General features: G+C 46.2%; 19 protein-coding genes. All 19 read right to left on the reverse strand.

Going from position 1 to position 21,679, the window contains the following annotated elements; all coding sequences use genetic code 11:
* Positions 1 to 38: 38 nt before the first annotated feature.
* On the reverse strand, positions 39 to 353 hold the full coding sequence (locus tag GZK95_RS11490) for a c-type cytochrome (protein WP_075706910.1): 315 nt from the start codon (positions 351 to 353) through the stop codon (positions 39 to 41).
* Between the two features lie 51 nt (positions 354 to 404).
* The gene (tilS, locus tag GZK95_RS11495; protein WP_075713350.1) at positions 405 to 1,721 is read right to left on the reverse strand and encodes a tRNA lysidine(34) synthetase TilS; all 1,317 of its coding nucleotides are present in this window, start codon (positions 1,719 to 1,721) and stop codon (positions 405 to 407) included.
* Positions 1,722 to 2,185: 464 nt separating this feature from the next.
* Complete coding sequence (gene accA, locus GZK95_RS11500) at positions 2,186 to 3,145, reverse strand: acetyl-CoA carboxylase carboxyl transferase subunit alpha (RefSeq protein ID WP_075706906.1); 960 nt, start codon at positions 3,143 to 3,145, stop codon at positions 2,186 to 2,188.
* A 38-nt stretch (positions 3,146 to 3,183) separates the two neighbouring features.
* Positions 3,184 to 6,663: a DNA polymerase III subunit alpha gene (gene dnaE / locus GZK95_RS11505; RefSeq protein WP_075713352.1), complete on the reverse strand. Its 3,480-nt coding sequence runs from the start codon at positions 6,661 to 6,663 to the stop codon at positions 3,184 to 3,186.
* Between the two features lie 43 nt (positions 6,664 to 6,706).
* Complete coding sequence (gene rnhB, locus GZK95_RS11510; RefSeq protein ID WP_075713354.1) at positions 6,707 to 7,327, reverse strand: ribonuclease HII; 621 nt, start codon at positions 7,325 to 7,327, stop codon at positions 6,707 to 6,709.
* The gene (gene lpxB / locus GZK95_RS11515; RefSeq protein WP_075713356.1) at positions 7,324 to 8,475 is read right to left on the reverse strand and encodes a lipid-A-disaccharide synthase; all 1,152 of its coding nucleotides are present in this window, start codon (positions 8,473 to 8,475) and stop codon (positions 7,324 to 7,326) included. Before lpxB ends, rnhB begins: the two co-directional genes overlap by 4 nt.
* A gap of 81 nt (positions 8,476 to 8,556) precedes the next feature.
* Positions 8,557 to 9,345, reverse strand: a complete 789-nt coding sequence (lpxA, locus tag GZK95_RS11520) for an acyl-ACP--UDP-N-acetylglucosamine O-acyltransferase (RefSeq protein ID WP_075713358.1) — start codon at positions 9,343 to 9,345, stop codon at positions 8,557 to 8,559.
* Positions 9,346 to 9,348: 3 nt separating this feature from the next.
* Entirely contained in the window at positions 9,349 to 9,801 is a 453-nt protein-coding gene (gene fabZ, locus GZK95_RS11525; RefSeq protein WP_075706940.1) for a 3-hydroxyacyl-ACP dehydratase FabZ, read from the reverse strand.
* Between the two features lie 232 nt (positions 9,802 to 10,033).
* The gene (gene lpxD, locus GZK95_RS11530) at positions 10,034 to 11,065 is read right to left on the reverse strand and encodes a UDP-3-O-(3-hydroxymyristoyl)glucosamine N-acyltransferase (RefSeq protein WP_075713360.1); all 1,032 of its coding nucleotides are present in this window, start codon (positions 11,063 to 11,065) and stop codon (positions 10,034 to 10,036) included.
* A 6-nt stretch (positions 11,066 to 11,071) separates the two neighbouring features.
* Entirely contained in the window at positions 11,072 to 11,581 is a 510-nt protein-coding gene (locus GZK95_RS11535) for an OmpH family outer membrane protein (protein ID WP_075706894.1), read from the reverse strand.
* Between the two features lie 16 nt (positions 11,582 to 11,597).
* Positions 11,598 to 14,000 carry an outer membrane protein assembly factor BamA gene (bamA, locus tag GZK95_RS11540; protein ID WP_075713362.1) on the reverse strand — a complete coding sequence of 801 codons (2,403 nt, stop codon included), beginning with the start codon at positions 13,998 to 14,000 and terminating at the stop codon, positions 11,598 to 11,600.
* Positions 14,001 to 14,039: 39 nt separating this feature from the next.
* On the reverse strand, positions 14,040 to 15,398 hold the full coding sequence (gene rseP / locus GZK95_RS11545) for a sigma E protease regulator RseP (protein ID WP_075713364.1): 1,359 nt from the start codon (positions 15,396 to 15,398) through the stop codon (positions 14,040 to 14,042).
* Positions 15,395 to 16,603 carry a 1-deoxy-D-xylulose-5-phosphate reductoisomerase gene (gene ispC / locus GZK95_RS11550; protein WP_075706888.1) on the reverse strand — a complete coding sequence of 403 codons (1,209 nt, stop codon included), beginning with the start codon at positions 16,601 to 16,603 and terminating at the stop codon, positions 15,395 to 15,397. Before ispC ends, rseP begins: the two co-directional genes overlap by 4 nt.
* A 45-nt stretch (positions 16,604 to 16,648) precedes the next feature.
* Positions 16,649 to 17,494, reverse strand: coding sequence for a phosphatidate cytidylyltransferase (locus GZK95_RS11555; protein WP_075706886.1), 846 nt, complete (start codon positions 17,492 to 17,494; stop codon positions 16,649 to 16,651).
* A gap of 10 nt (positions 17,495 to 17,504) precedes the next feature.
* Complete coding sequence (gene uppS / locus GZK95_RS11560) at positions 17,505 to 18,260, reverse strand: polyprenyl diphosphate synthase (RefSeq protein ID WP_075713366.1); 756 nt, start codon at positions 18,258 to 18,260, stop codon at positions 17,505 to 17,507.
* Between the two features lie 93 nt (positions 18,261 to 18,353).
* A complete protein-coding gene (gene frr, locus GZK95_RS11565) occupies positions 18,354 to 18,911 on the reverse strand; it encodes a ribosome recycling factor (RefSeq protein ID WP_075649513.1) in 558 nt (185 codons plus the stop codon).
* Between the two features lie 94 nt (positions 18,912 to 19,005).
* On the reverse strand, positions 19,006 to 19,731 hold the full coding sequence (gene pyrH, locus GZK95_RS11570; RefSeq protein WP_075706882.1) for a UMP kinase: 726 nt from the start codon (positions 19,729 to 19,731) through the stop codon (positions 19,006 to 19,008).
* Between the two features lie 136 nt (positions 19,732 to 19,867).
* A complete protein-coding gene (gene tsf, locus GZK95_RS11575) occupies positions 19,868 to 20,710 on the reverse strand; it encodes a translation elongation factor Ts (protein ID WP_075706880.1) in 843 nt (280 codons plus the stop codon).
* Between the two features lie 131 nt (positions 20,711 to 20,841).
* Entirely contained in the window at positions 20,842 to 21,570 is a 729-nt protein-coding gene (gene rpsB / locus GZK95_RS11580) for a 30S ribosomal protein S2 (protein WP_075649516.1), read from the reverse strand.
* Positions 21,571 to 21,679: the final 109 nt, after the last annotated feature.

The raw sequence follows: 21,679 nt of genomic DNA on the forward strand, positions 1-21,679 counted from the left end.
AAGAGGCTTGGGCGAGAAATACTGTTTTTTGCCGCTCTCTACTTCAAACTAGCATAGTAGGCCGCTAAATTGGCGATATCGGCATCGCTTAACATATCCGCTTGTGCTTTCATCACCGCAGAAAGCCCACCTTGACGTTGGTTGGTTTGATAAGCTTTGATTGAGGAAACGAGATACTGCTCATTTTGTCCCTTCAGGTTTGGATAGCCCGGAATCATGGCGATACCATCCGCACCATGACAAGCAGCACAAACACCCGCTTTAGCCTTACCAGCAGCCACATCGCCTGCCGCCATCGTAGGACTGCTCAGCATAACCGCTGAGAAGACCAAACCAATAATCACTTTCTTCATTGCGCTTCCTTATGTGTACTTATTATCGTTTGTTATTGTTCGATAGAATTGTCACATAACTGTCGCTGTTCTGTCCCAGATAAGTTCACAGTCTTGACCTGCAAACCGCTGATCAATAAATAAATCTGCGATTGCTGCCACCTCTCCATCACAAAGCAAAATAGGCGTGCGGCGACGTAACCAACTCGGCACACCATATTCTTGAAATAGCTTCTTCAGCTTGCGACTATGGCGGCGACCAACAGGATGGGCGCTCAAGCCTTCGGGGTTAAATATCACTTCAAGCGAGCCTCGCGCGAGTGCATCTGAGGATAATTGCCCTGAACCTGTCAGTATCAACTGCAAAGAACCTAAGTGCTCCGGCAACGTTAAGCGTTGTTCCAGCGCGATATTGTGCTGCCATTGGGAAATATCTTTCGCTGCTTCAACCCAATACAACTCACCGTTTGAACGCCTAACCTGCCCGCCAGACAAGTTGAGGATTGGATTTGCATCTTCACGAGCTAAGGCAACTTGCTGCCATAACTTGCTCAAATGGTCCCGACTGGGCATCTTTTGCCCCAATGCGCTCAGCCACATACGCAGCAATTGCCCACGCACTCGCTCACTGTGCTGTGATAAACAGTCTATCGATAAGCTTTGATTCTTCCCCATCGCTTGTCTGAGCTTGTCGCTAAGCAGTTCCTCAAGCAAGGCTTCCTGCTCGGCACACAATTCACTACTGCGCTGCACAGCTTGGGAAAAATGAGGCCAACGTTGCTGCAAGAGCGGTGAGATTTGATGGCGAATAAAATTGCGATCAAAGCGTATGTCTTGGTTGCTTTCATCGTCAACCCACACCAAATGCTTATCTTGTGCGTATGCCTCAATTTGCGAACGCGAAATTCGTAATAGAGGGCGAATAATGGTGGCTTGACCAAATGGCATCTGCTGTGCCATCGCGGATAAACCTTTTGGCCCACTGCCGCGCTTAAGCGCCAGCAAGAAGGTTTCTAATTGATCATCACTATGTTGCCCTGTTAGTAATACATCGCCAGCCTCAAGGTGCTTAGCCAGCGCTAAATAACGCGCTTCTCGTGCACTTTCCTCGATACTGCGACCAGTTAATGATAGCTCGACTCGCTCCACCACTAGCGCAATATTGGCAGCTTGACACCAAGTTTGACATTGCTGCGCCCAACTCTCCGCATTTTGACTCAAGCCATGATGCACATGCACCGCTAAGCAATGACAGTCAAAGTCATGCTGATACTGGGCAAGTAGATCAAGCAGCACCCTTGAGTCAACGCCACCACTCAAGGCCAAGACGATTTTTCGTGGCTGGCTTTGTGCCAACGCATTAACAAACAAGGAATATAACGAGTCCATAGGGTGTAAGCATTTAATCAATAACTGGCTGCTATTCTACATACAAAAAAAGGTTAAGCCTAAACTTAACCCTTGTCTAAATATCAACTACACGGCGATTCCAAGTAAGCAGAGCAGACTAAAAACAAAGGGCTGAGACCTGCTCAACCCTTCTTGTTCCTTGTCGCTATCCCAAACTAATCGGGATTACACCTAGGCGACCAGCGAGAAAAGCCTCTGAGCATAGTCAAACTATGTGATGAGGTTTTCGAGCGCCCGTCAACAACGTTGTCATTCTGAGTAGGCAGACCAAACAAAAACAAAGGGCTGAGACCTGCTCAACCCTTTTTATTCATTGTCGCTATCCCAAACTAATCGGGATTACAGCTAGGCGACCAGCGAGAAAAGCCTCTGAGCATAGTCAAACTATGTGATGAGGTTTTCGAGCGCCCGTCAACAACGCTGTCATTCTGAGTAGGCAGGGATCAGCAGTAACCGTAGTTCATAAGACGTTGATAACGACGCGCCATCAATGCTTCATCATCAAACTGCTCAAGTTCTTCCAACTGACGAAGTAGCGTTTGCTTCATATTTGCAGCCATTTGTTTGTGGTCACGATGTGCACCACCTAATGGCTCTTCAATAATTTCGTCAATCAGTTCTAACTCTTTTAGTCGTGGGGCGATCAGACCCATCGCCTCTGCCGCCTGCGGCGCTTTATCAGAATCACGCCATAAAATAGACGCACAACCTTCTGGTGAAATTACTGAGTAAGTTGAGTACTGCAGCATATTCACATAGTCACCGACACCAATCGCTAGTGCACCACCTGAACCGCCTTCACCCACTACGTTACAGATAACAGGCACTTTAAGACCCGCCATGACTTTAAGGTTGGTTGCGATTGCTTCAGATTGACCGCGCTCTTCTGCACCGACACCTGGGTAAGCACCTGCGGTATCGATGAAAGTAATGATTGGCATGTTAAAACGCTCAGCCATCTGCATTAAGCGCAGCGCTTTACGGTAACCTTCTGGTTTTGGCATACCAAAGTTACGTTTTACTTTCTCTTTGGTTTCACGACCTTTCTGGTGACCAATAATCATCACTGGACGACCTTCAAGACGCGCCATACCACCCACGATCGCTTTGTCGTCTGCGTAGTGACGGTCACCTGCTAATTCATCAAACTCAGTAAAGATATGGTCGATGTAATCCAGTGTGTATGGGCGCAGCGGGTGGCGAGCTAGTTGAGCCGTTTCCCATGCACCAAGATCACTGAAGATTTTCTTTTTCAGTTCTAGGCTTTTCTTCTCTAGTTGCTCAATCTCTTTATCGAGATCGACACCAGCCTCGCCACCGTGACGCGATACGTCACGCAGCGCTTCAATCTTAGCTTCAAGTTCTGCGATAGGCTTTTCAAATTCTAGAAAGTTTAGGCTCATCTATCGATCCTTTTTGATTCGGCAACTTATTACCAAATTTAGTTAAATTCGAGTTCTACTTGGTCTGAACCCAGTAGCTGTTTTAAATCATCTAATAGAGCATCACTCGGCGTTACTCGCCACTCTGTACCTAAGGTCAAACGCGCTCTGGCATCTTGACGCTGATAGTATACATGTACAGGAATAGTGCCTGCTCGGTGAGGCTCTAGCACACTGCTAAAGCGCTCAAAAAATTGGCTGTCGATTTGCGATTCGCTAATCGAAACAGAAAGACCACGGGCGTATTTTTCTCGCGCGACACCAAGGTCCATTACCTCGCGCGCGGTCATTTTAAGGCCACCATTGAAATCATCAAAGCTGACCTGTCCTGAAACCACAAGAATTTTATCGTTTTCAAGCAGTTCTGCATATCTTTCTAACGCATCTGAGAAAAGCATCACTTCCATACGACCACTACGGTCATCAAGCGTCATGATCCCAATCCGCGTTCCGCGTTTGGTTGTCATGACTCGTGAAGCAATCACTAGACCCGCAATCGTCACCGATTGATCGCGCCGAGTTGGCGTGGCATCTTTTAATCGACAACTGGTGTACTTACCAAGTTCCTTGATGTAGGCATTAATTGGGTGGCCGGTCAAATAAAGACCTAGGGTTTCACGCTCCCCTTCAAGCCAAACCTTCTCAGGCCATGGTGGCACTTTGGTATATTTATTTTCAACTTCTTCTGGTGCTTCGGTCAATACACCAAACAAATCTGTCTGACCAAAAGCTTCAGCTTGGTGATGTTGACTAGCCGCTTTGACCGCATCATCCAATGATGCCATTAGCGCTGCACGATGTGGTCCCAGTCTATCCAGTGCGCCGGCATAGATCAGCTTTTCGATCACTCGCTTGTTGACCTTCTTAAGATCGATACGGGCACAGAAATCAAACAAATCTTTAAAGTGTCCATCTTTATTACGCGCAGCTAGAATCGCTTCAATTGGACCTTCACCCACCCCCTTGATGGCACCGATACCGTAAACAATCGCACCATCGTCATCGACATTAAAGCGATATAGGCCCGAGTTAATGTCTGGCGGTAGGACTTTGAGTTTCATGCGGAAACATTCATCGACCAGACCAACGACTTTTTCGGTGTTATCCATATCCGCGGTCATTACCGCAGCCATGAACTCCGCCGGATAGTGAGTCTTTAGCCATAACGTTTGGTAAGAAACCAATGCATAAGCAGCGGAGTGGGATTTGTTAAAGCCGTAACCTGCAAACTTCTCTACCAAGTCGAAGATTTTCATCGCCAACTCGCCGTCGACGCCATTTTTTACCGCACCGTCTTCAAAGGTAGCACGCTGCTTCGCCATCTCTTCTGGTTTTTTCTTACCCATCGCACGGCGAAGCATATCTGCGCCACCTAAGGTGTAGCCAGAGAGTACCTGAGCGATCTGCATGACCTGTTCTTGGTACAAGATGATTCCGTATGTCGGGTCAAGGATCTCTTTCAGTGACTCATGTTGCCATTTTTCATCCGGGTAAGAGATCGCCTCTCGACCATGCTTACGGTCGATAAAGTTATCTACCATGCCCGATTGCAACGGTCCCGGACGGAACAGGGCTACCAATGCGATGATGTCTTCAAAACAGTCAGGTTGAAGGCGCTTGATCAGCTCTTTCATGCCACGAGATTCAAGCTGGAATACCGCGGTCGTTTCCGAGTTTTGCAACACGCGGAACGAAGCTTCATCTTGCAATGGAATCGATTCGATACGCACAGGCGCTTCACCATTGCGCTCAAGACGCGGGTTAATCAAGCCCAATGCCCAGTCAATGATGGTTAAGGTACGTAGACCCAAAAAGTCAAACTTAACCAAGCCCGCTGTTTCAACGTCGTTCTTATCGAACTGAGTAACCGGGAAGTGCCCTTCCGCATCCGCATAGATCGGCGCAAAATCGGTAATCGTGGTTGGCGAAATCACCACGCCACCCGCGTGCTTACCAGCATTTCGTGTACACCCTTCAAGGATGCGGCACATGTCGATCAGCTCTTTGACTTCCTCATCGGCGGCATACAGCTCTGGTAGTGCAGGCTCTGCGGCAAAGGCTTTTTCCAACGTCATGCCCGGATCTGGCGGCACCAACTTTGAAATACGGTCAACAAAGCCAAATGGATGGCCTAGTACACGGCCCACGTCACGGATAACCGCTTTCGCCGCCATGGTACCAAAGGTAATGATCTGTGATACCGCATCACGACCGTACATTTCTGCAACGTGATCAATAACTTGGTCACGCTTATCCATACAGAAATCGACGTCGAAATCGGGCATGGAGACACGTTCCGGGTTAAGGAAACGTTCAAATAGAAGGTCATACTCAAGTGGGTCGAGGTCAGTGATCTTTAACGCATAAGCCACCAATGAACCCGCACCTGAACCACGACCAGGTCCAACCGGAATCGCGTTGTCTTTCGACCACTGGATGAACTCCATTACGATCAAGAAGTATCCCGGGAAGCCCATGTTATTGATCACTTCAAGCTCAACTTCTAGACGTTCATCGTATTCCGGACGGCGCTTTAATCGCTCTTCTTCATCAGGGAAAAGAAACTCGAGACGATCTTCCAGACCTTCACGAGACTTCATTACCAAGAACTCGGTCTCTTCCATACCTTCCGTTGGGAAAGCGGGAAGGAAATACTCACCGAGACGAACGGTCACATTACAACGCTTAGCAATCTCAACACTGTTCTCTAGCGCTTCGGGGATGTCAGCAAAGAGCTCACACATCTCCTCTTCACTGCGTAAATATTGCTGAGGGCTGTAGTTCTTTGGACGACGAGGGTCTTCCAATGTGTAACCATCGTGAATCGCAACTCGGATCTCGTGGGCATCAAATAACTCTTCGTTCAGAAATACCACATCGTTGGTTGCCACCACTGGCAGGTCTTTTTCCTCAGCCAGTTCAAGCGCAAAGTGTAAATAGCTCTCTTCGTCAGCACGACCAGTACGAGTTAACTCTAGATAGTAGCGGTCAGCAAAATGTTGCTGATAGAAGTCGACACACTGATCCACCAGCTTTTTATTGCCTTTGAGCAAAGCTTTACCCACATCGCCGCTTTTACCGCCCGAGATGAGGATCAAACCTTCCGCTAGCTCAATCAGCCAGTCACGATCAATCACTGGCTGATGTTGAACATGTCCGCGTAGATAGGCTTTAGAGATCAGTAAGGTTAGGTTCTTATAGCCAACGTTATCCGCGGCCAATACCGTCAGTTTGACTAGCTCATCACCAAACTCAGGGATTTGCATAGCAAAGTCAGCGCCAATGATCGGCTTTACGCCACAACCATGGGCGGTACCATAGAATTTCACCAAGCCACATAAGTTAGTGAAATCGGTCAATGCCATGGCAGGCATGCCCATTTCGGCAACTTTCTTCACCAGCGGTGGCACTTTTGAGAGGCCATCCACCATGGAGAAATCACTGTGAACACGAAGGTGAATAAACTTTGGATCTGACATTAATACTTTCCGGCTTTGACGCTTAACTGACTATTCTACGCGATTACTCTTCGAGTCCGAGTGCTTTTTTTACTGGTTTGAAGCTTTTACGGTGTTGATCAATCACACCATGTTGCTCAATAGCTTCAAAGTGCGCTTTGGTTGGGTAACCTTTGTGCTTGGCAAAGCCAAACTGTGGATATTGTTTGTCCAATTCTTCCATTTCTTGGTCACGTACAACCTTGGCAATGATCGACGCTGCGCTGATTTCTGCTACGCGTAAATCCCCTTTAACTACCGCTTGTGAATCCATCGGTAGTTGCGGACAACGGTTACCATCGATAAGCGCCAAATCTGGTTGAACTCGCAACCCAGCAATCGCACGCTGCATTGCTACCATTGTCGCTTGTAAAATATTGAGCTGGTCGATTTCTTCCGGTGAGCAACGTCCTACCGCCCATGCCAGCGCCTTCTCTTGGATTTCAGGCAGTAAGGCTAAGCGCTTTTTTTCGCTCAGTTTTTTCGAGTCATTCAACCCTTCAATCGGGTTGTTTGGATCGAGTATAACTGCAGCGGTCACCACATCACCAACTAGCGGGCCACGCCCCACTTCATCCACGCCAGCAATCAGTTGATAACCTTGAGGATATTCAAACGGTGGCAGCTCTTTTTTCTCTTTTGTCATAGTGACTTGTTCATTCCAATTAAGTTCAGTACCGCTTTCGCAGCTTGTTGGTCTGCATCTTTGCGAATCCAATGGTGCATTTCGGTAAAGCGAGTCACCATTTCCTGCCCATGCTGACCAAGTAATTGCTCGACTTCATTACTCAAATTTTCTGGGGTACATGCTTCTTGAAGAAACTCTTTGACCAACTCTTCATCCGCCAAAATGTTAGGCAGAGAAACATACTTGGTTTTGAGCATGCGACGAGCCAAAAATGCAGTCAATGTATTGACTTTGTAGCCAACGACCATTGGACGCTTGATCAACATGCATTCTAAAGCAACGGTACCGGATGCTAACATCACGGCATCTGAAGCTGTAATCACATTCTGAGCCGTGTCATCAATAAGCTTGAAGTCGAGCTCAGGTGCCGTAGCTTGCCACGCAGCTTCAAACTGCTCGCGGCGCTTCTGATTCACCACCGCAACAACGAACCCTAAATCAGGGTATTTAGCATGAAGTAACTTGCAAGTTTGGATAAACGGCTCTGCCAACATTTTAAGCTCGCCACCTCGACTGCCCGGCAACACAGCTAACCAGCGTTTGTCTTGTGCTAAACCCAAAAGGTTTCGGGCAGGAACTTTGTCTGACTCGAGAGGAATCGCATCGGCCAATGTATGACCAATAAACTCACAAGGTACATTAAATTTATCGTAAAACGCTTTTTCAAATGGCAAAAACGCCAGCACTAAGTTGGTCGCTTTACCGATGCCAAAAATACGCTTCTGACGCCAAGCCCATACCGATGGACTGACATAATGAACTGTTTTAATGCCCGCATTTTTTAAATCGAGTTCAAGACGCAAGTTGAAATCCGGCGCATCAATGCCGACAAACACATCTGGTGGGTTCGCGGTAAAATACTTTACCAGCTCAGCTTTCACTTTCAGTAAGCGAGGTAATCGACCAAGGACTTCGACCAGTCCCATCACCGACAACTCTTCCATATCAAACAGAGAGTGACAGCCTTGAGCGATCATTTTAGGGCCACCAATACCAACAAATTCTGCATCAGGGTATTGCTGTTTGATAGCTTTAATAAAGCCTTCGCCTAGGGTATCTCCTGATAATTCACCAGCCACAATACCGATCTTTAGAGGTCTTTCCATGGTAAAAATTTCCTCAGCTTAAAAACACAAAAAGATCGCAGCTCAACACTGCGATCTTTTTAAACTCAACTCGTCAATCGCTTAGCGAATAATGCCACGTTCAGTGGTTTCAAGCATCTTCAACATTGGCTCGACAGATGCCCACTCTTGCGCCATCTCAGCCAAAACTGGTTTCACTTCTTCCAAAGTTTTACCAGAGCGATAGATCTCTTTATACGCTTTTTGCAATGCACGTAACTCTGGCTTTTCAAAACCATTGCGCTTTAGCCCGACTAAGTTCAAGCCAAATGGAGAGGCGTGGTTACCTTGTGCAAGAACATATGGCAATACATCTTGCACAACCGCCGAGCAGCCGCCGATGTATGCATACGCACCAACGGTACAAAATGGGTGAATCGCAGACAACGCCATAACACCAGCGTAATCGCCAACGGTCACATGGCCGCCTAGAATTGCGTTGTTGCCAATGTGCGTATGATTGCCAACAATCACGTCATGGGCAATATGAGCATTTACGCACAACAGGTTATCATCACCAATCACAGTAGTGGCTTTATCTTGTACCGTACCACGATGAATCTGCACCGCTTCGCGAATCACGTTACGATCACCAATCACCACAGTGGTATCTTCACCGCCATACTTCTTATCTTGGTTTTCTTCACCAATCACAGCATGCGGAAAAATACGGTTGTCTTTACCGATAGTGGTGTGACCTTTGATCACCACATGCGACATAACTTCAGTGCCTTCACCAATCTCGACATTCGAGGTGATGTAAGTAAATGGTCCAACAGTAACATTGGCACCAATTTTCGCACCTTCTTCAACCACCGCAACTGGGTGGATTTGAGCGGTTTCATGAATCATAGATTAAAACTCTCGACGCGCACACTTAAGGTCTGCAGAACAAACCACTTCACCGTCTACTTTAGCTGAACAAGAGAAAGCTGCAATACCGCGGCGTTCTTTAACAAACTCAACTTCAATCACCAGTTGATCGCCAGGGGTCACTGGTTTACGGAACTTCGCGTTGTCTACACTCGCGAAGTAGTACAATTCGTTACCTGAAGGAGCGCCAAAAGATTTGAACGCCAACAGGCCGGTAGCTTGAGCCATAGCTTCAAGAATCAGTACACCTGGGAATACAGGCAGTTGTGGGAAATGACCAGTAAACTGAGGTTCATTAACAGAAACGTTTTTAATCGCAGTCAGGTATTTTGCTTCTTGGAAATCTGTTACACGATCAATTAATAAGAATGGGTAGCGATGTGGTAACAGTTCCTGAATTTCAGTAATGTTCATCGTTTTCTTTTCTGTAGTCAAAGTCATATTCCTATTTTCAATGCTTAATTCAATCTATATACCCAAGTAACCTCGAGATGTGAGTTTTCACGAGATGGGAGCGTGTTACTGATTCCGGCATCCTGAAAAGTCGCTTGGGTATCGTCGACTATTATACCCGAGTTCACCTCTGATGCTACGTTGATCAAGGTTCGCAGGGCTTTATAGACAAAAAAGACCCGCCCTTTGCGAGTCTTTTTATAATACGTATTGATTAAGAGTTACTGTGCTCTTCTAACTGTTTCTCAACCGCTTTAAGGCGCTTGTTCATCTCATCAATTCGATGGACTCGAGTCGCTGTTTTTCGCCACTCTTTATTGGTTTGCAACGGAATACCTGATGAGTAGATGCCCTTCTCATCGATACTGCGCATTACCATGCCCATACCAGTAATGGTAACACCATCAGCAATTTCAATATGGCCATTAATCACGCTTGCGCCACCGATAATACAGTACTTACCAATCTTAGTACTGCCAGCGACAATGGTACCACCCGCCATCGCTGTACCATATCCGATCTCTACATTGTGAGCGATCTGCATTTGGTTATCCAGAATGACATTGTCGGCAATCACTGTGTCTTCTAAGGCACCGCGATCGATGGTAGTACAACCACCAATTTCAACACGGTTGCCTACGCGAACAGAACCCAGTTGAGGGATTTTAATCCACTCACCTTTGTCATTTGCGTAGCCAAAACCATCGCTGCCAATAACCGTATTTGATTGGACAAGACAATCTGTACCCAGCTCAACATTATGGTAGATACTTACGTTCGCCCATAATTGCGTATTCGCACCAATCTTTGCCTGCTTACCAATAAAGCAGCCAGCACCGATCACTACGTTATCGCCAAGCTCAACGCCTTCTTCAATTACGGCATTCGCACCAATTGATACGTTTTCACCGAGCTTAGCGCTTGGATCGATAACCGCTGATGGTGCAATACCTACAGCGGCCTTTGGTGTGGTATCAAGAGCTTGTGCTACCTTAGCAAAGGCAACATATGGATCATCAACAACGAGAGCATTTCCTTGGCACTGCTCAAGTTGAGCGGCTTTTACCATTACGACTGTCGCTTGGCACTCAGCTAAGTGCTTTGCGTATTTAGGATTAGACAGAAAGGTCACGTGACCTTGCTGCGCTTTATCCATCGGCGCGACCATGGTGACTGTCGCTGTCGCGTCACCATGTAATTCGCCCCCGGTAACTGTTGCCAATTCGGCTAATGTCAATGTCTTCATAAACGTCTATTTTAGTGCTTTGATTACGTCTTCAGAGATGTTGTACTCAGGTTTTGAGTATTGAAGCGCTGTGATATCGATAACCATATCGTAGCCTTTTTGCTCTGAAACTTCTTTTACTGCTTTTTGAATCAGTTGGAATAGTTTAGCTTTTTCTTGCGCTTCGCGACGTGCAGAAGCTTGCTCAAGCGCCTGTGCTTTTACTTTGTATTTGCTGTCTAGCTGACCGATCTCGATGCGGATTTTCTCCACTTCTTCCGCGCCAAGCAATTCGCCATCACGCTTTAGCTTTTCAATTTTGGTTTTCGCTTCTGCTTGAATCGCTTTTAGTTCATCGGCCTTGTCTTTGAACTCTTTTTGCATTTGCTGAAGTACGGCTTCACGCTGCGGGAGCTCTTGGAATACTTGTGCAGTATTGATGTAAGCAATTTTCTGTGCGGCTTCTGCTGCATGAGCAAAAAGAGAAGACGTCATTACTAAAAGGCCTAGGCCTGCCGCTTTAATCGTTTTATTCACTTGTAAATTCCTTAAATTAGAAGGTTCGACCGATTGTGAAAGTGAAGAACTCTTCGTCATCACCTTCAAAACTTTCGATTGGTTTCGCGACTGAGAACACCAAAGGTCCCATCGGCGACATCCATTGTAAAGCCACACCGTAAGAAGCACGGTAGTTGGTTGGATCTGAATAGTCATAGTACAAAGGATCGCCTATATCACCTTTATATACGAACTCGGTATCCCACACACTAGCAGCATCAACAAAGGCACTGGTACGAACTTGGCTGCGCACTTCCTCTGATGCAAATGGCGTTGGGAAAATCAATTCAAGACTTGCTAATGCCACGGCGTTACCACCAACAGAGTCATCAGAAGTCACGATACAACCGTTGTTACCACATGATCCCGCTCGGTTAGTATAAACCGCGCGAGGGCCCACGGTATTTGAACGGAAACCACGCAAGCTGGTGAAGCCACCTGCATAATAGTTTTCATAGAATGGGAATAAATTATCATTCCCATCGGTTTTACCGTAGCCATTACCATACCCCAAACGACCGCGCATCAATAGCGAAAAGTCATGTTTCTTGGTCAACGGAATGTAATTTCGCACATCGTATTGCAGTTTGAAGTATTTCGCGTCAGAACCCGGCACCGTCATCATGTAAGAGGCACGTTGATAGTTACCAGCTGTTGGGAAGTAACCGCGGTTAAGGTTGTTACGCGTCCAAGATAGGTTGATATCAAAATCGTTGGTTAAGATATCGCCTTCAGCTTGACCGATACTCTCTGCAAACTTACGCGCTTGATCATAAGACGGAACGTTACCGATCTTGTTGTGCGTATAGCCTAAACCAAACTCAAAACGGTTGAGTTCATCAAATGGGAAGCCCCATGTCACTTCTGCACCGTAGCTTTCGTTGGTGTAGTCAACAATACCTGCTTCAGATGCTTCGAATGTATTGAAGAAAACTTTACCGCCCATACTGACACCATCAAGGTTCCAGTAAGGATCGCGATACTCTAAGGTTAAGTTCTTGGAGTAGTCGTTCATCATCGCGCTGATACCAACGCGGTCACCAGTACCGGCAAAGTTGTCTTGTTGTAAACCAACTTGGAAGCTGACACCGGATTCAGTACCGTAGCCAACACCAAAGTTAACGCTGCCTGAGTTGGCCTCTTTAACCTTGTAGACCAAATCAACTTGGTCATCACTACCAGGAACTCGCACGGTTTGCACATCGACCGTTTCAAAGAAACCAAGACGGTTTAAGCGCCCTTTACTGGTTTCAATCGCTTTTGAGTTCAGCCAACTGCCTTCCATTTGACGCATTTCGCGACGTAACACTTCATCTTTTGTGGCGTTGTTACCCACAAAACGAATATCACGCACATAAACACGCTTACCCGGTTCAACATTAACCAGCAGCGAAACTTGTTTTGACTCGTCATCGAACTCTGGGATGGTGCGTACTTGCGGATAAGCATAGCCCGCCTCACCTAAAACTCGCTTAACGCCTTCTTCTAGTGCCGTGACAGCAGAGCCGTTATAAACTTCACCTGACTCAAAGGTAACTAGGCTCTCAAATTCCGCTTCTTTGCCAATTAAGTCACCACGGAACTTCACTTCATCGACAGTGTACTGTTCACCCTCGTTAATGTTGAGCGTGATATAAACGCCTTTTTTATCAGGAGAAATAGAAACTTGTGTCGATGACACTTGGAACTTCAAGTAACCACGATCAAGGTAGTAAGAACGTAATGCTTCAATATCACCGGCGAGCACTTGCTTCTGATATTTGTCATCAGAAAGGAAGTTCCACCATGAGACGTTGGCATTCAAATTAAAGCGCGATATCAACTCTTCATCAGTGAAGACTTTATTACCAATAAAGTTAATCTGTTGAATCTTGGCTGACACACCTTCAGTAAAAACAAACTTCAGGTCAGTACGATTACGAGGCAATGGTGTGATAACCGCTTGAACCGTCGCATTGTATTTACCAACGCTATAGTAAAAGTCTTCCAGTCCCTTTTCGATGTTCGATAAAGAGGTACGGTCTAACGCTTCACCAACACGAATACCCGACGCATCTAGGTTCTGTTGCAGCTGCTCATCTTTGATTGAGCTGTTGCCTGAGAATGAAATGGTAGAAATGGTTGGTCGTTCCGTTACCTGAACCACCAACACATTATTGTCTCGTGAGACTTTGATATCTTCAAAGTTACCCGTTGAATATAGGGCACGGATGATCTCTGCAACATCTTGGTTACTGACGGTATCTCCGATACGAATCGGCATTTTGAGTAGCGCTGCACCTAACGCAACACGCTGCAAGCCTTCAATTTGAATGTCCTGCACAACAAAACCGTCTGCAGCTTGAGCAGAAACACTTGTTGCAAGTAGTGTTGCCAACAGAATTTTTTTCATCGCCATATTTGTTCTAGTTATTCCTTACTACAACCTTCATCCACTTTATAAGCGAGCAAAGTCGTTAAAAATCGCTACGGCCATAAGGGCAAATAGTATTGCGCCACCGAATCGGTAGCCCATTTCCTGTATCTTTTCAGGTACAGGACGTCGAATAATTGCTTCGATAGCAAAAAACAGCAGGTGACCACCGTCTAGCATCGGTAATGGAACCAAGTTAATAATGCCAAGATTGACACTAATCAACGCCAAAAAGCCAAGGAAGTAAACCAATCCATAATCTGCGGTTGTTCCTGCGCCCTTAGCAATAGAGATAGGTCCACTTAAGTTATTTAAACCCACATCTCCCACCACCAGTTTTTTCAACATGGTGATGGTTAGGCCGATAACTTGACCGGTTTTATCTATCGCTTTGCCGATAGACTCAAATACACCAAATTGCAGATCGAATCGATAGTTTTCCGGCCATTCTGCGACTTCAGGAGCGATTCCAGCAAAGCCTATCTGAGAGCCATCTTTTAACTCTCTACTTTGTGGAGTCAAGATCACTTCCACAACGGCACCGTTTCGCAATACTTCGATATCGAGTGGCGAATTAGGACTATTGCGTACCAACTCAACCAATTGCTGCCATTGCGAGATCGCTTGACCATCAATCGCGACAATCTTGTCACCCGCTAACAAGCCTGCGTCTTCACCCGCACCGCCTTCTGATATTGCTGCAAGCGTCGTGGAGATTGCTGGGGTATAGGGTGTAAAGCCTAATGCCGACATTGCCGATTGGCTATCAGGATCAAAACGCCAATCGCTAATATCAAACGTCAGTTGCTGCTCTACTCCAATACTATCAATTGGAGCCACTGACATGGTAAATGTCTGCTCACCAATATGAGAGACCAATCGCATGTTGACCGATTCCCAATCCGCGGTTTTGACGCCAGAAACCGCTTTTAGTTCCATCCCACTTTCTAAACCTGCTTGTGCGGCAATAGAATGAGGCTGAACTTGACCTACGACTGGCTTCACTGCGGGTACGCCGATCAAAAAAACGAGCCAGTAGGCAAAAATCGCGAATAGGAAATTAAACGCAGGTCCCGCAGCAACAACTGCGGTTCGCTTCCACAACGGTTTTTTATCAAACGCGTACTGATGCATCTCTTGAGGAACATCATCGACGCGGCTATCAAGCATTTTGACGTACCCACCGAGAGGAATCATGGCAATGGTGTATTCCGTGCCATCTTTGGCGACTTTGCGCCAAATTGCTTTGCCAAAACCTATCGAGAAACGCTCAACTTTTACGCCGCAACGACGCGCGACCCAAAAATGCCCAAACTCATGCACTGCCACCAAAATACCAAGTGCGACAATAAATGAGATAAAGTTCCATACAATCCCAGTCATGCTCTGCGTCCACCAATAAAGTTCGTTGCCAGAGTGCGAGCCATCTTGTCGACCTCTAAAATGTCTTCCAAGCTATCACACTTTAGCTGTGCATTCATCGAACAAATTCTTTCTGTCACCCAATTATTGACACGTGCAATATGAGTAAAGGGAATCACACGATTTAGAAACGCATCAACGGCCACCTCATTCGCGGCATTAAGAGCGGTGGTCGCATGCTGCCCCATATAACAAGCATCAATGGCCAGTTTTAGACATGGATAACGTTGAAAGTCCGGCTCAAGAAATGTCAGTTCACCCACTTTGGTGAAATCGAGAGGCTTAACTCCCGCGGTCACACGCTCTGGATAGGATAATGTCAACGCGATAGGGGTTGCCATATCCGGCTCACCGAGTTGCGCTAATGTCGAGCCATCTTTGTATTGCACCATCGAGTGGATCACCGATTGAGGGTGAATCAACACTTTTAGCTGCTCGCGGCTTGCATTAAACAACCATTTAGCTTCGATGTACTCTAGCCCCTTGTTCATCATGGTGGCTGAATCTACCGAGATTTTCGGCCCCATTGACCAATTGGGATGGGCAATCGCCTGCTCAGGTGTCACTTGCTCGAGATCGGCTAAATTAGAATAGCGAAAAGGACCTCCCGATCCAGTCAGCAAGATATGCTCAATGCCATGCACGTTCAGATCGCAATGACCTAAGTTAGTTTGAATATCGCTTGGCAAACACTGAAAAATGGCATTGTGCTCGCTATCAACTGGCAACAGTTCGGCACCGTATTGCTTAACGGCATCAACGAACAGTTGTCCTGACATGACCAAAGCTTCTTTGTTTGCCAGTAGAATACGTTTACCCGCTTTTACCGCTGCCATCGTTGGCATTAGGCCTGCCGCACCCACAATCGCTGCCATCACCGTATCCACTTCATCCATCGACGAAACGTGACACATAGCTTCGATACCAGCCAATACTTGGGTATTTAAGTTCAGCGACTTCAGTTTAATCGTTAGCGCTTGCGCTGACTGCTCATCAGCCATTACCGCGTACTGAGGTTGCCACTTAACACATAACTGGGTCATCTTTTCTACATTCTGACCGGCAGCTAAAGCAACAATTTTGAACTGTTCGGGGTTGTTTTCGATAACCTTCAAGGTACTGGCACCGATAGAGCCTGTTGCACCTAAAATTGTTAATTTACGCATAGCGAGAAACCGATAGTTAAGAGAGTGAGGTTAACCTCACTCTACTTACGAGAATAAGAAATAAAGAAGAGCAAATACAGGGAAAGCCGCCGTTAAGCTATCAATTCGATCCAGCACTCCACCATGACCAGGAATGATATTGCCACTGTCTTTGATGCCCGATACGCGTTTAAACATACTTTCCACCAAGTCTCCTAAAACAGAGATAACAACGGTCGTCAACGTAATGACAACAAACGCAGCAAGGTTAGCAAACTGGATATCGAACCACTCAGCGGTACCCCAACCAACAAGCAGTGCAGTAAGGATACCACCGATTAAACCTTCAATAGTCTTGTTAGGGCTAACATGTGGTGCCATCTTACGTTGACCAAAGCTCTTGCCGGCGAAGTATGCGCCACTGTCCGCAGCCCATACAATAAAACAGACATAAAGAACGAGTTTCGAGCCATGGTAAGGGTCGCTGGTCACGCCCTCTGCACGGAGCATAATGATACTCCATAGGAATGGAAGCATGGTCAGCATGCCAAACAAGTGACGAAGTAGCTTAGAGTCTCGCCACAATGATGCCGACTTAGGATAGGTAATGGCTAAGCCACTGGAGAAAAGCCACCACACAAAGCCGATAACGAGTATGGCAAAGTGGCTGGCTGATAAATGATTAAGGCTGTACGCATCAAAAGGAATTAGAGCAAAACTTAGTCCGGTAACAGCTAGACTTGGTAGCAAAGCCACCATACGGTTATTCGTTTCGACAAATTGGGTCCACTCCCAAAAGCCAATCAAAGTAACCACAGAAATTAGAGCGATAAATAGCGGCAAAGAGAGCTTAAAAATCGCTAAAATCACTAATGGAGCAAGAATCAGTGCAGTGATAATTCGTTGTTTCAAACTTGAGTCCTTATTGGCATTCCATTAATGCTCTAACTTGCTCGCCAGTGCACCCGAAACGACGTTCACGTTCAATAAACCATGTAATAGCTTCAATTAAGCTATCTTCATTAAATTCAGGCCAGTAAATAGGAGTAAAGTAGATCTCGGCGTACGCAAGTTGCCAAAGCATAAAGTTGCTAATGCGGCACTCGCCACTGGTGCGGATCAAAAGGTCTACTTCCGGCAAATCTGCCATAGTGAGGTGCTGGGTAATCACACTCTCAGTGATCTCTTCCACCGAAAGATCACCTTGCTGAACTTGTCGAGCAACCTGTTTGGCGGCCTCAGTAATATCCCATTTTCCGCCGTAGTTTGCGGCGATATTAATCACCATACCGCTGTTGTTAGCAGTGAGCGCTTCAGCTTGGGCTATTTTTTGTTGGAGACGTTGATTAAAACGACTGCTATCACCAATCACTCGTAAGCGAAGGCCATTTTTGTGTAGTCGTTTCACTTCTGTCGATAGGACAGTAATAAACAACTCCATCAAGACCCCTACCTCTTCTTCAGGTCGACGCCAGTTTTCACTGCTAAAAGCGAATAAGGTTACCGCTTTAATCCCGAGACGAGCAGCCGTGGTAATGGTTTTTCTAACCGCAGCAACACCATTCTTGTGTCCAAAAACGCGGGGCTTGCCTTGCGCTTTCGCCCAACGGCCATTGCCATCCATAATGATAGCGATATGTTTAGGGAGCAGTTCCGGTGAGAGTTGTGAATTTTGCATAGAGGTATTTAGGTAACAAGCAGGGGGCAAAGAGTAGCATAAAAAAGCACTGCGCGCAGAGCACAGTGCTTTTTTTTGAGGAAGGTTGAAGAATTAAACTTCCATCAACTCTTTTTCTTTTGCCGCTAGAACGTCATCCACATTTTTCACTGCTACGTCAGTCAGTTTTTGGATTTCGTCTTGGCCTTTACGCTCTTCATCTTCAGAGATTTCTTTGTCTTTTAGTAGCGCTTTAAGATCGCTGTTTGCGTCACGGCGAATGTTGCGTACTGCAACACGTGCACCTTCTGCTTCACCACGTACGATCTTAACTAGGTCTTTACGGCGTTCTTCCGTTAGCGGTGGAAGTGGAACGCGGATGATAGTACCTGCTGACATAGGGTTTAGACCTAGGTCAGATTGCATGATTGCTTTTTCAACTTTCTGAGTAAGTTCACGGTCAAAAACTGTGATAGCAAGCGTACGTGCATCTTCTGCAACAACGTTAGCTACTTGGTTTAGCGGTGTTGGTGCACCGTAGTACTCAACAGATAGACCAGATAGCAAGCTTGGGTGTGCGCGACCCGTGCGAACTTTAGAAAGGTTGTTTTTTAGAGCTTCAACGCTCTTTTCCATGCGCTCTTGCGCGTCTTTTTTGATTTCGTTAATCACGGTTTCACCTTAATAATTCTTCTTTCTCAAAGAAATTTTAACAGGGTTAGTCGGCGAGTCGTCATTTTCCAAATAACGACATCACTGATAAAGCTTACTCAGTAATCAAAGTACCTTCAGCTTCACCCATTACCACGCGACGTAGTGCACCTGGCTTGTTCATATTGAATACGCGAATTGGCATTTTGTGGTCGCGAGCAAGTGTAAATGCTGCTAAATCCATCACTTTTAGTTCTTTATCAAGAATTTCAGCGTAGCTCAGCTTATCATACAGCTCTGCGTCAGGGTTTGCTACTGGGTCTGCGGTAAATACACCATCCACTTTGGTTGCTTTTAGAACCACATCAGCTTCGATTTCGATACCACGTAAGCAAGCCGCAGAATCAGTAGTGAAGAATGGGTTACCTGTACCTGCAGAGAAAATAACTACGCGGCCTTGGCGAAGTTCGCGAATCGCATCCGCCCAGTTGTAGTCGTCACATACGCCTTTTAGAGGAATCGCAGACATCACGCGAGCATTTACGTAAGCACGGTGCAGTGCATCACGCATTGCTAAACCGTTCATTACTGTCGCTAGCATACCCATATGGTCGCCCACAACACGGTTCATACCCGCTTCAGCTAGGCCTGCACCACGGAATAGGTTACCACCACCAATTACAACACCGACTTGAACACCTAGTTCAACCAGCTCTTTAACCTCTTGAGCCATACGGTCAAGAATTGCAGGGTCAATACCAAAACCTTCTGAGCCTTGAAGTGCTTCACCACTCAATTTTAACAAGATGCGTTGATATGCTGGTTTAGGGTTCGTAGTCATGGATTATACCTTCCAAAAAGAGAGTTATTAATTAACAGTCATGGATAGAGACTTACCAAAATCTTTATCCATCACGACTAATCATAAAAAGACCGCAGCCATGGCCACGGTCTAGATATCTCAGCGTCGCTAAGGATTAACCTTTTTGCGCTAGAGCAACTTCTTCAGCGAAGCTTAGGCCTTCAGCTTTCTCGATACCTTCACCTACTTCTAGGCGAACGAAGTTAGAAACTGATGCACCGCGCTCTTTTAGAATCTCAGCTACAGATTTCTTAGGTTCCATAACGAAAGGCTGACCAGTTAGTGAAACTTCGCCAGTGAATTTCTTCATGCGACCTTCAACCATCTTCTCAGCGATTTCTTTAGGCTTACCTTCGTTCATCGCGATTTCAACTTGAACTTCACGCTCTTTAGCTACTACGTCAGCAGGTACGTCAGTTGGGTTAACGTATTCTGGACGAGATGCAGCTACGTGCATTGCGATGTGTTTTAGAGTTTCAGCGTCGCCTTCACCAGCTACTACTACACCGATTTTCTCACCGTGACGGTAAGAAGCGATAGCAGCACCTTCAACGTACTGTACGCGACGGATAGTAACGTTTTCGCCGATTTTAGCAACTAGAGCAACACGCTCTTCTTCGAACTTAGCAACTAGCTCTTCAACAGAAGCTTTAGAAGCTAGTGCTTCTTCTGCTACTTTGTCTGCGAATGCAGTGAAGTTGCCGTCTTTAGCAACGAAGTCAGTTTGACAGTTAACTTCAAGAAGAACAGCTACGCCATCTGCGTCTTTGATGATGATTGCGCCTTCAGCAGCTACGTTACCTGCTTTCTTAGCAGCTTTAGCAGCACCTGATTTACGCATGTTTTCGATTGCCAGTTCGATGTCGCCGTTAGTTTCAACAAGCGCTTTCTTACATTCCATCATACCTGCGCCAGTACGTTCGCGCAGTTCTTTTACTTGAGCAGCAGTAACAGCCATTCTGTATTCCTCGGTTGATTCTGGATAGGGTAAAAATCAGGGGCCTACATTTTCGGCCCCTGATGATAACTATAACTCAGTATGTGCGACAAAAAGGTTGCACATTGACTAAGTAAGACTCGGAGCCGCTATTATTCAGCTTCTACGAAGCCGTCTTTTTCAGCTACAACAGCAACGTCTTTGTTGCGACCTTCAGTTACAGCAGAAGCTGCAGCGTTTAGGTATAGTTGTACTGCGCGGATCGCGTCGTCGTTACCTGGGATGATGTAGTCTACGCCATCTGGGTTAGAGTTAGTATCTACCACAGCGTATACTGGAATACCTAGGTTGTTAGCTTCTTTAATCGCAATGTGCTCGTGGTCAGCGTCGATCACGAATAGAGCGTCTGGTAGGCCGCCCATATCTTTGATACCACCAAGAGATTTCTCTAGCTTCTCCATTTCACGAGTGCGCATTAGAGCTTCTTTCTTAGTTAGTTTGTCAAAAGTACCGTCTTGAGACTGTGCTTCAAGATCTTTTAGACGCTTGATAGACTGACGAACAGTTTTGTAGTTTGTTAGCATACCGCCTAACCAGCGGTTGTTAACGTAGTACTGGTTGCTTGCGATAGCAGCTTCTTTAACAGCTTCAGATGCAGCGCGTTTAGTACCTACGAATAGAACTTTACCTTTCTTCTCGCCAACTTTAGCTAGTTCAGCTAGAGCTTCGTTGAACATTGGTACAGTTTTTTCTAGGTTGATGATGTGAACGCGGTTACGAGCACCAAAGATGAATGGCTTCATTTTTGGGTTCCAGTAACGAGTTTGGTGACCGAAGTGAACACCAGCTTTCAGCATATCGCGCATTGATACAGTTGCCATTTTAAAATCCTCTATGGGGTTAGGCCTCCACATCCCCCATGATTCCGACTAAGCTTCTGCTCAGCACCCCGGAATATGTGTCGGAATGTGTGTGATTTAAAGATAAATG

This window comes from Vibrio panuliri (genome assembly GCF_009938205.1).
GTDB classification, from domain to species: domain Bacteria; phylum Pseudomonadota; class Gammaproteobacteria; order Enterobacterales; family Vibrionaceae; genus Vibrio; species Vibrio panuliri.

What these genes read in the sequence shown, in the direction of transcription:
- GZK95_RS11490 (WP_075706910.1), bottom strand. Translation starts at nt 353, where the DNA reads ATGAAGAAAGTGATTATTGGTTTGGTCTTCTCAGCGGTTATGCTGAGC.
- tilS (WP_075713350.1), bottom strand. Translation starts at nt 1,721, where the DNA reads ATGGACTCGTTATATTCCTTGTTTGTTAATGCGTTGGCACAAAGCCAG.
- accA (WP_075706906.1), bottom strand. Translation starts at nt 3,145, where the DNA reads ATGAGCCTAAACTTTCTAGAATTTGAAAAGCCTATCGCAGAACTTGAA.
- dnaE (WP_075713352.1), bottom strand. Translation starts at nt 6,663, where the DNA reads ATGTCAGATCCAAAGTTTATTCACCTTCGTGTTCACAGTGATTTCTCC.
- rnhB (WP_075713354.1), bottom strand. Translation starts at nt 7,327, where the DNA reads ATGACAAAAGAGAAAAAAGAGCTGCCACCGTTTGAATATCCTCAAGGT.
- lpxB (WP_075713356.1), bottom strand. Translation starts at nt 8,475, where the DNA reads ATGGAAAGACCTCTAAAGATCGGTATTGTGGCTGGTGAATTATCAGGA.
- lpxA (WP_075713358.1), bottom strand. Translation starts at nt 9,345, where the DNA reads ATGATTCATGAAACCGCTCAAATCCACCCAGTTGCGGTGGTTGAAGAA.
- lpxD (WP_075713360.1), bottom strand. Translation starts at nt 11,065, where the DNA reads ATGAAGACATTGACATTAGCCGAATTGGCAACAGTTACCGGGGGCGAA.
- bamA (WP_075713362.1), bottom strand. Translation starts at nt 14,000, where the DNA reads ATGGCGATGAAAAAAATTCTGTTGGCAACACTACTTGCAACAAGTGTT.
- rseP (WP_075713364.1), bottom strand. Translation starts at nt 15,398, where the DNA reads ATGACTGGGATTGTATGGAACTTTATCTCATTTATTGTCGCACTTGGT.
- ispC (WP_075706888.1), bottom strand. Translation starts at nt 16,603, where the DNA reads ATGCGTAAATTAACAATTTTAGGTGCAACAGGCTCTATCGGTGCCAGT.
- uppS (WP_075713366.1), bottom strand. Translation starts at nt 18,260, where the DNA reads ATGCAAAATTCACAACTCTCACCGGAACTGCTCCCTAAACATATCGCT.
- pyrH (WP_075706882.1), bottom strand. Translation starts at nt 19,731, where the DNA reads ATGACTACGAACCCTAAACCAGCATATCAACGCATCTTGTTAAAATTG.
- tsf (WP_075706880.1), bottom strand. Translation starts at nt 20,710, where the DNA reads ATGGCTGTTACTGCTGCTCAAGTAAAAGAACTGCGCGAACGTACTGGC.
- rpsB (WP_075649516.1), bottom strand. Translation starts at nt 21,570, where the DNA reads ATGGCAACTGTATCAATGCGCGATATGCTGAAAGCTGGTGTTCACTTC.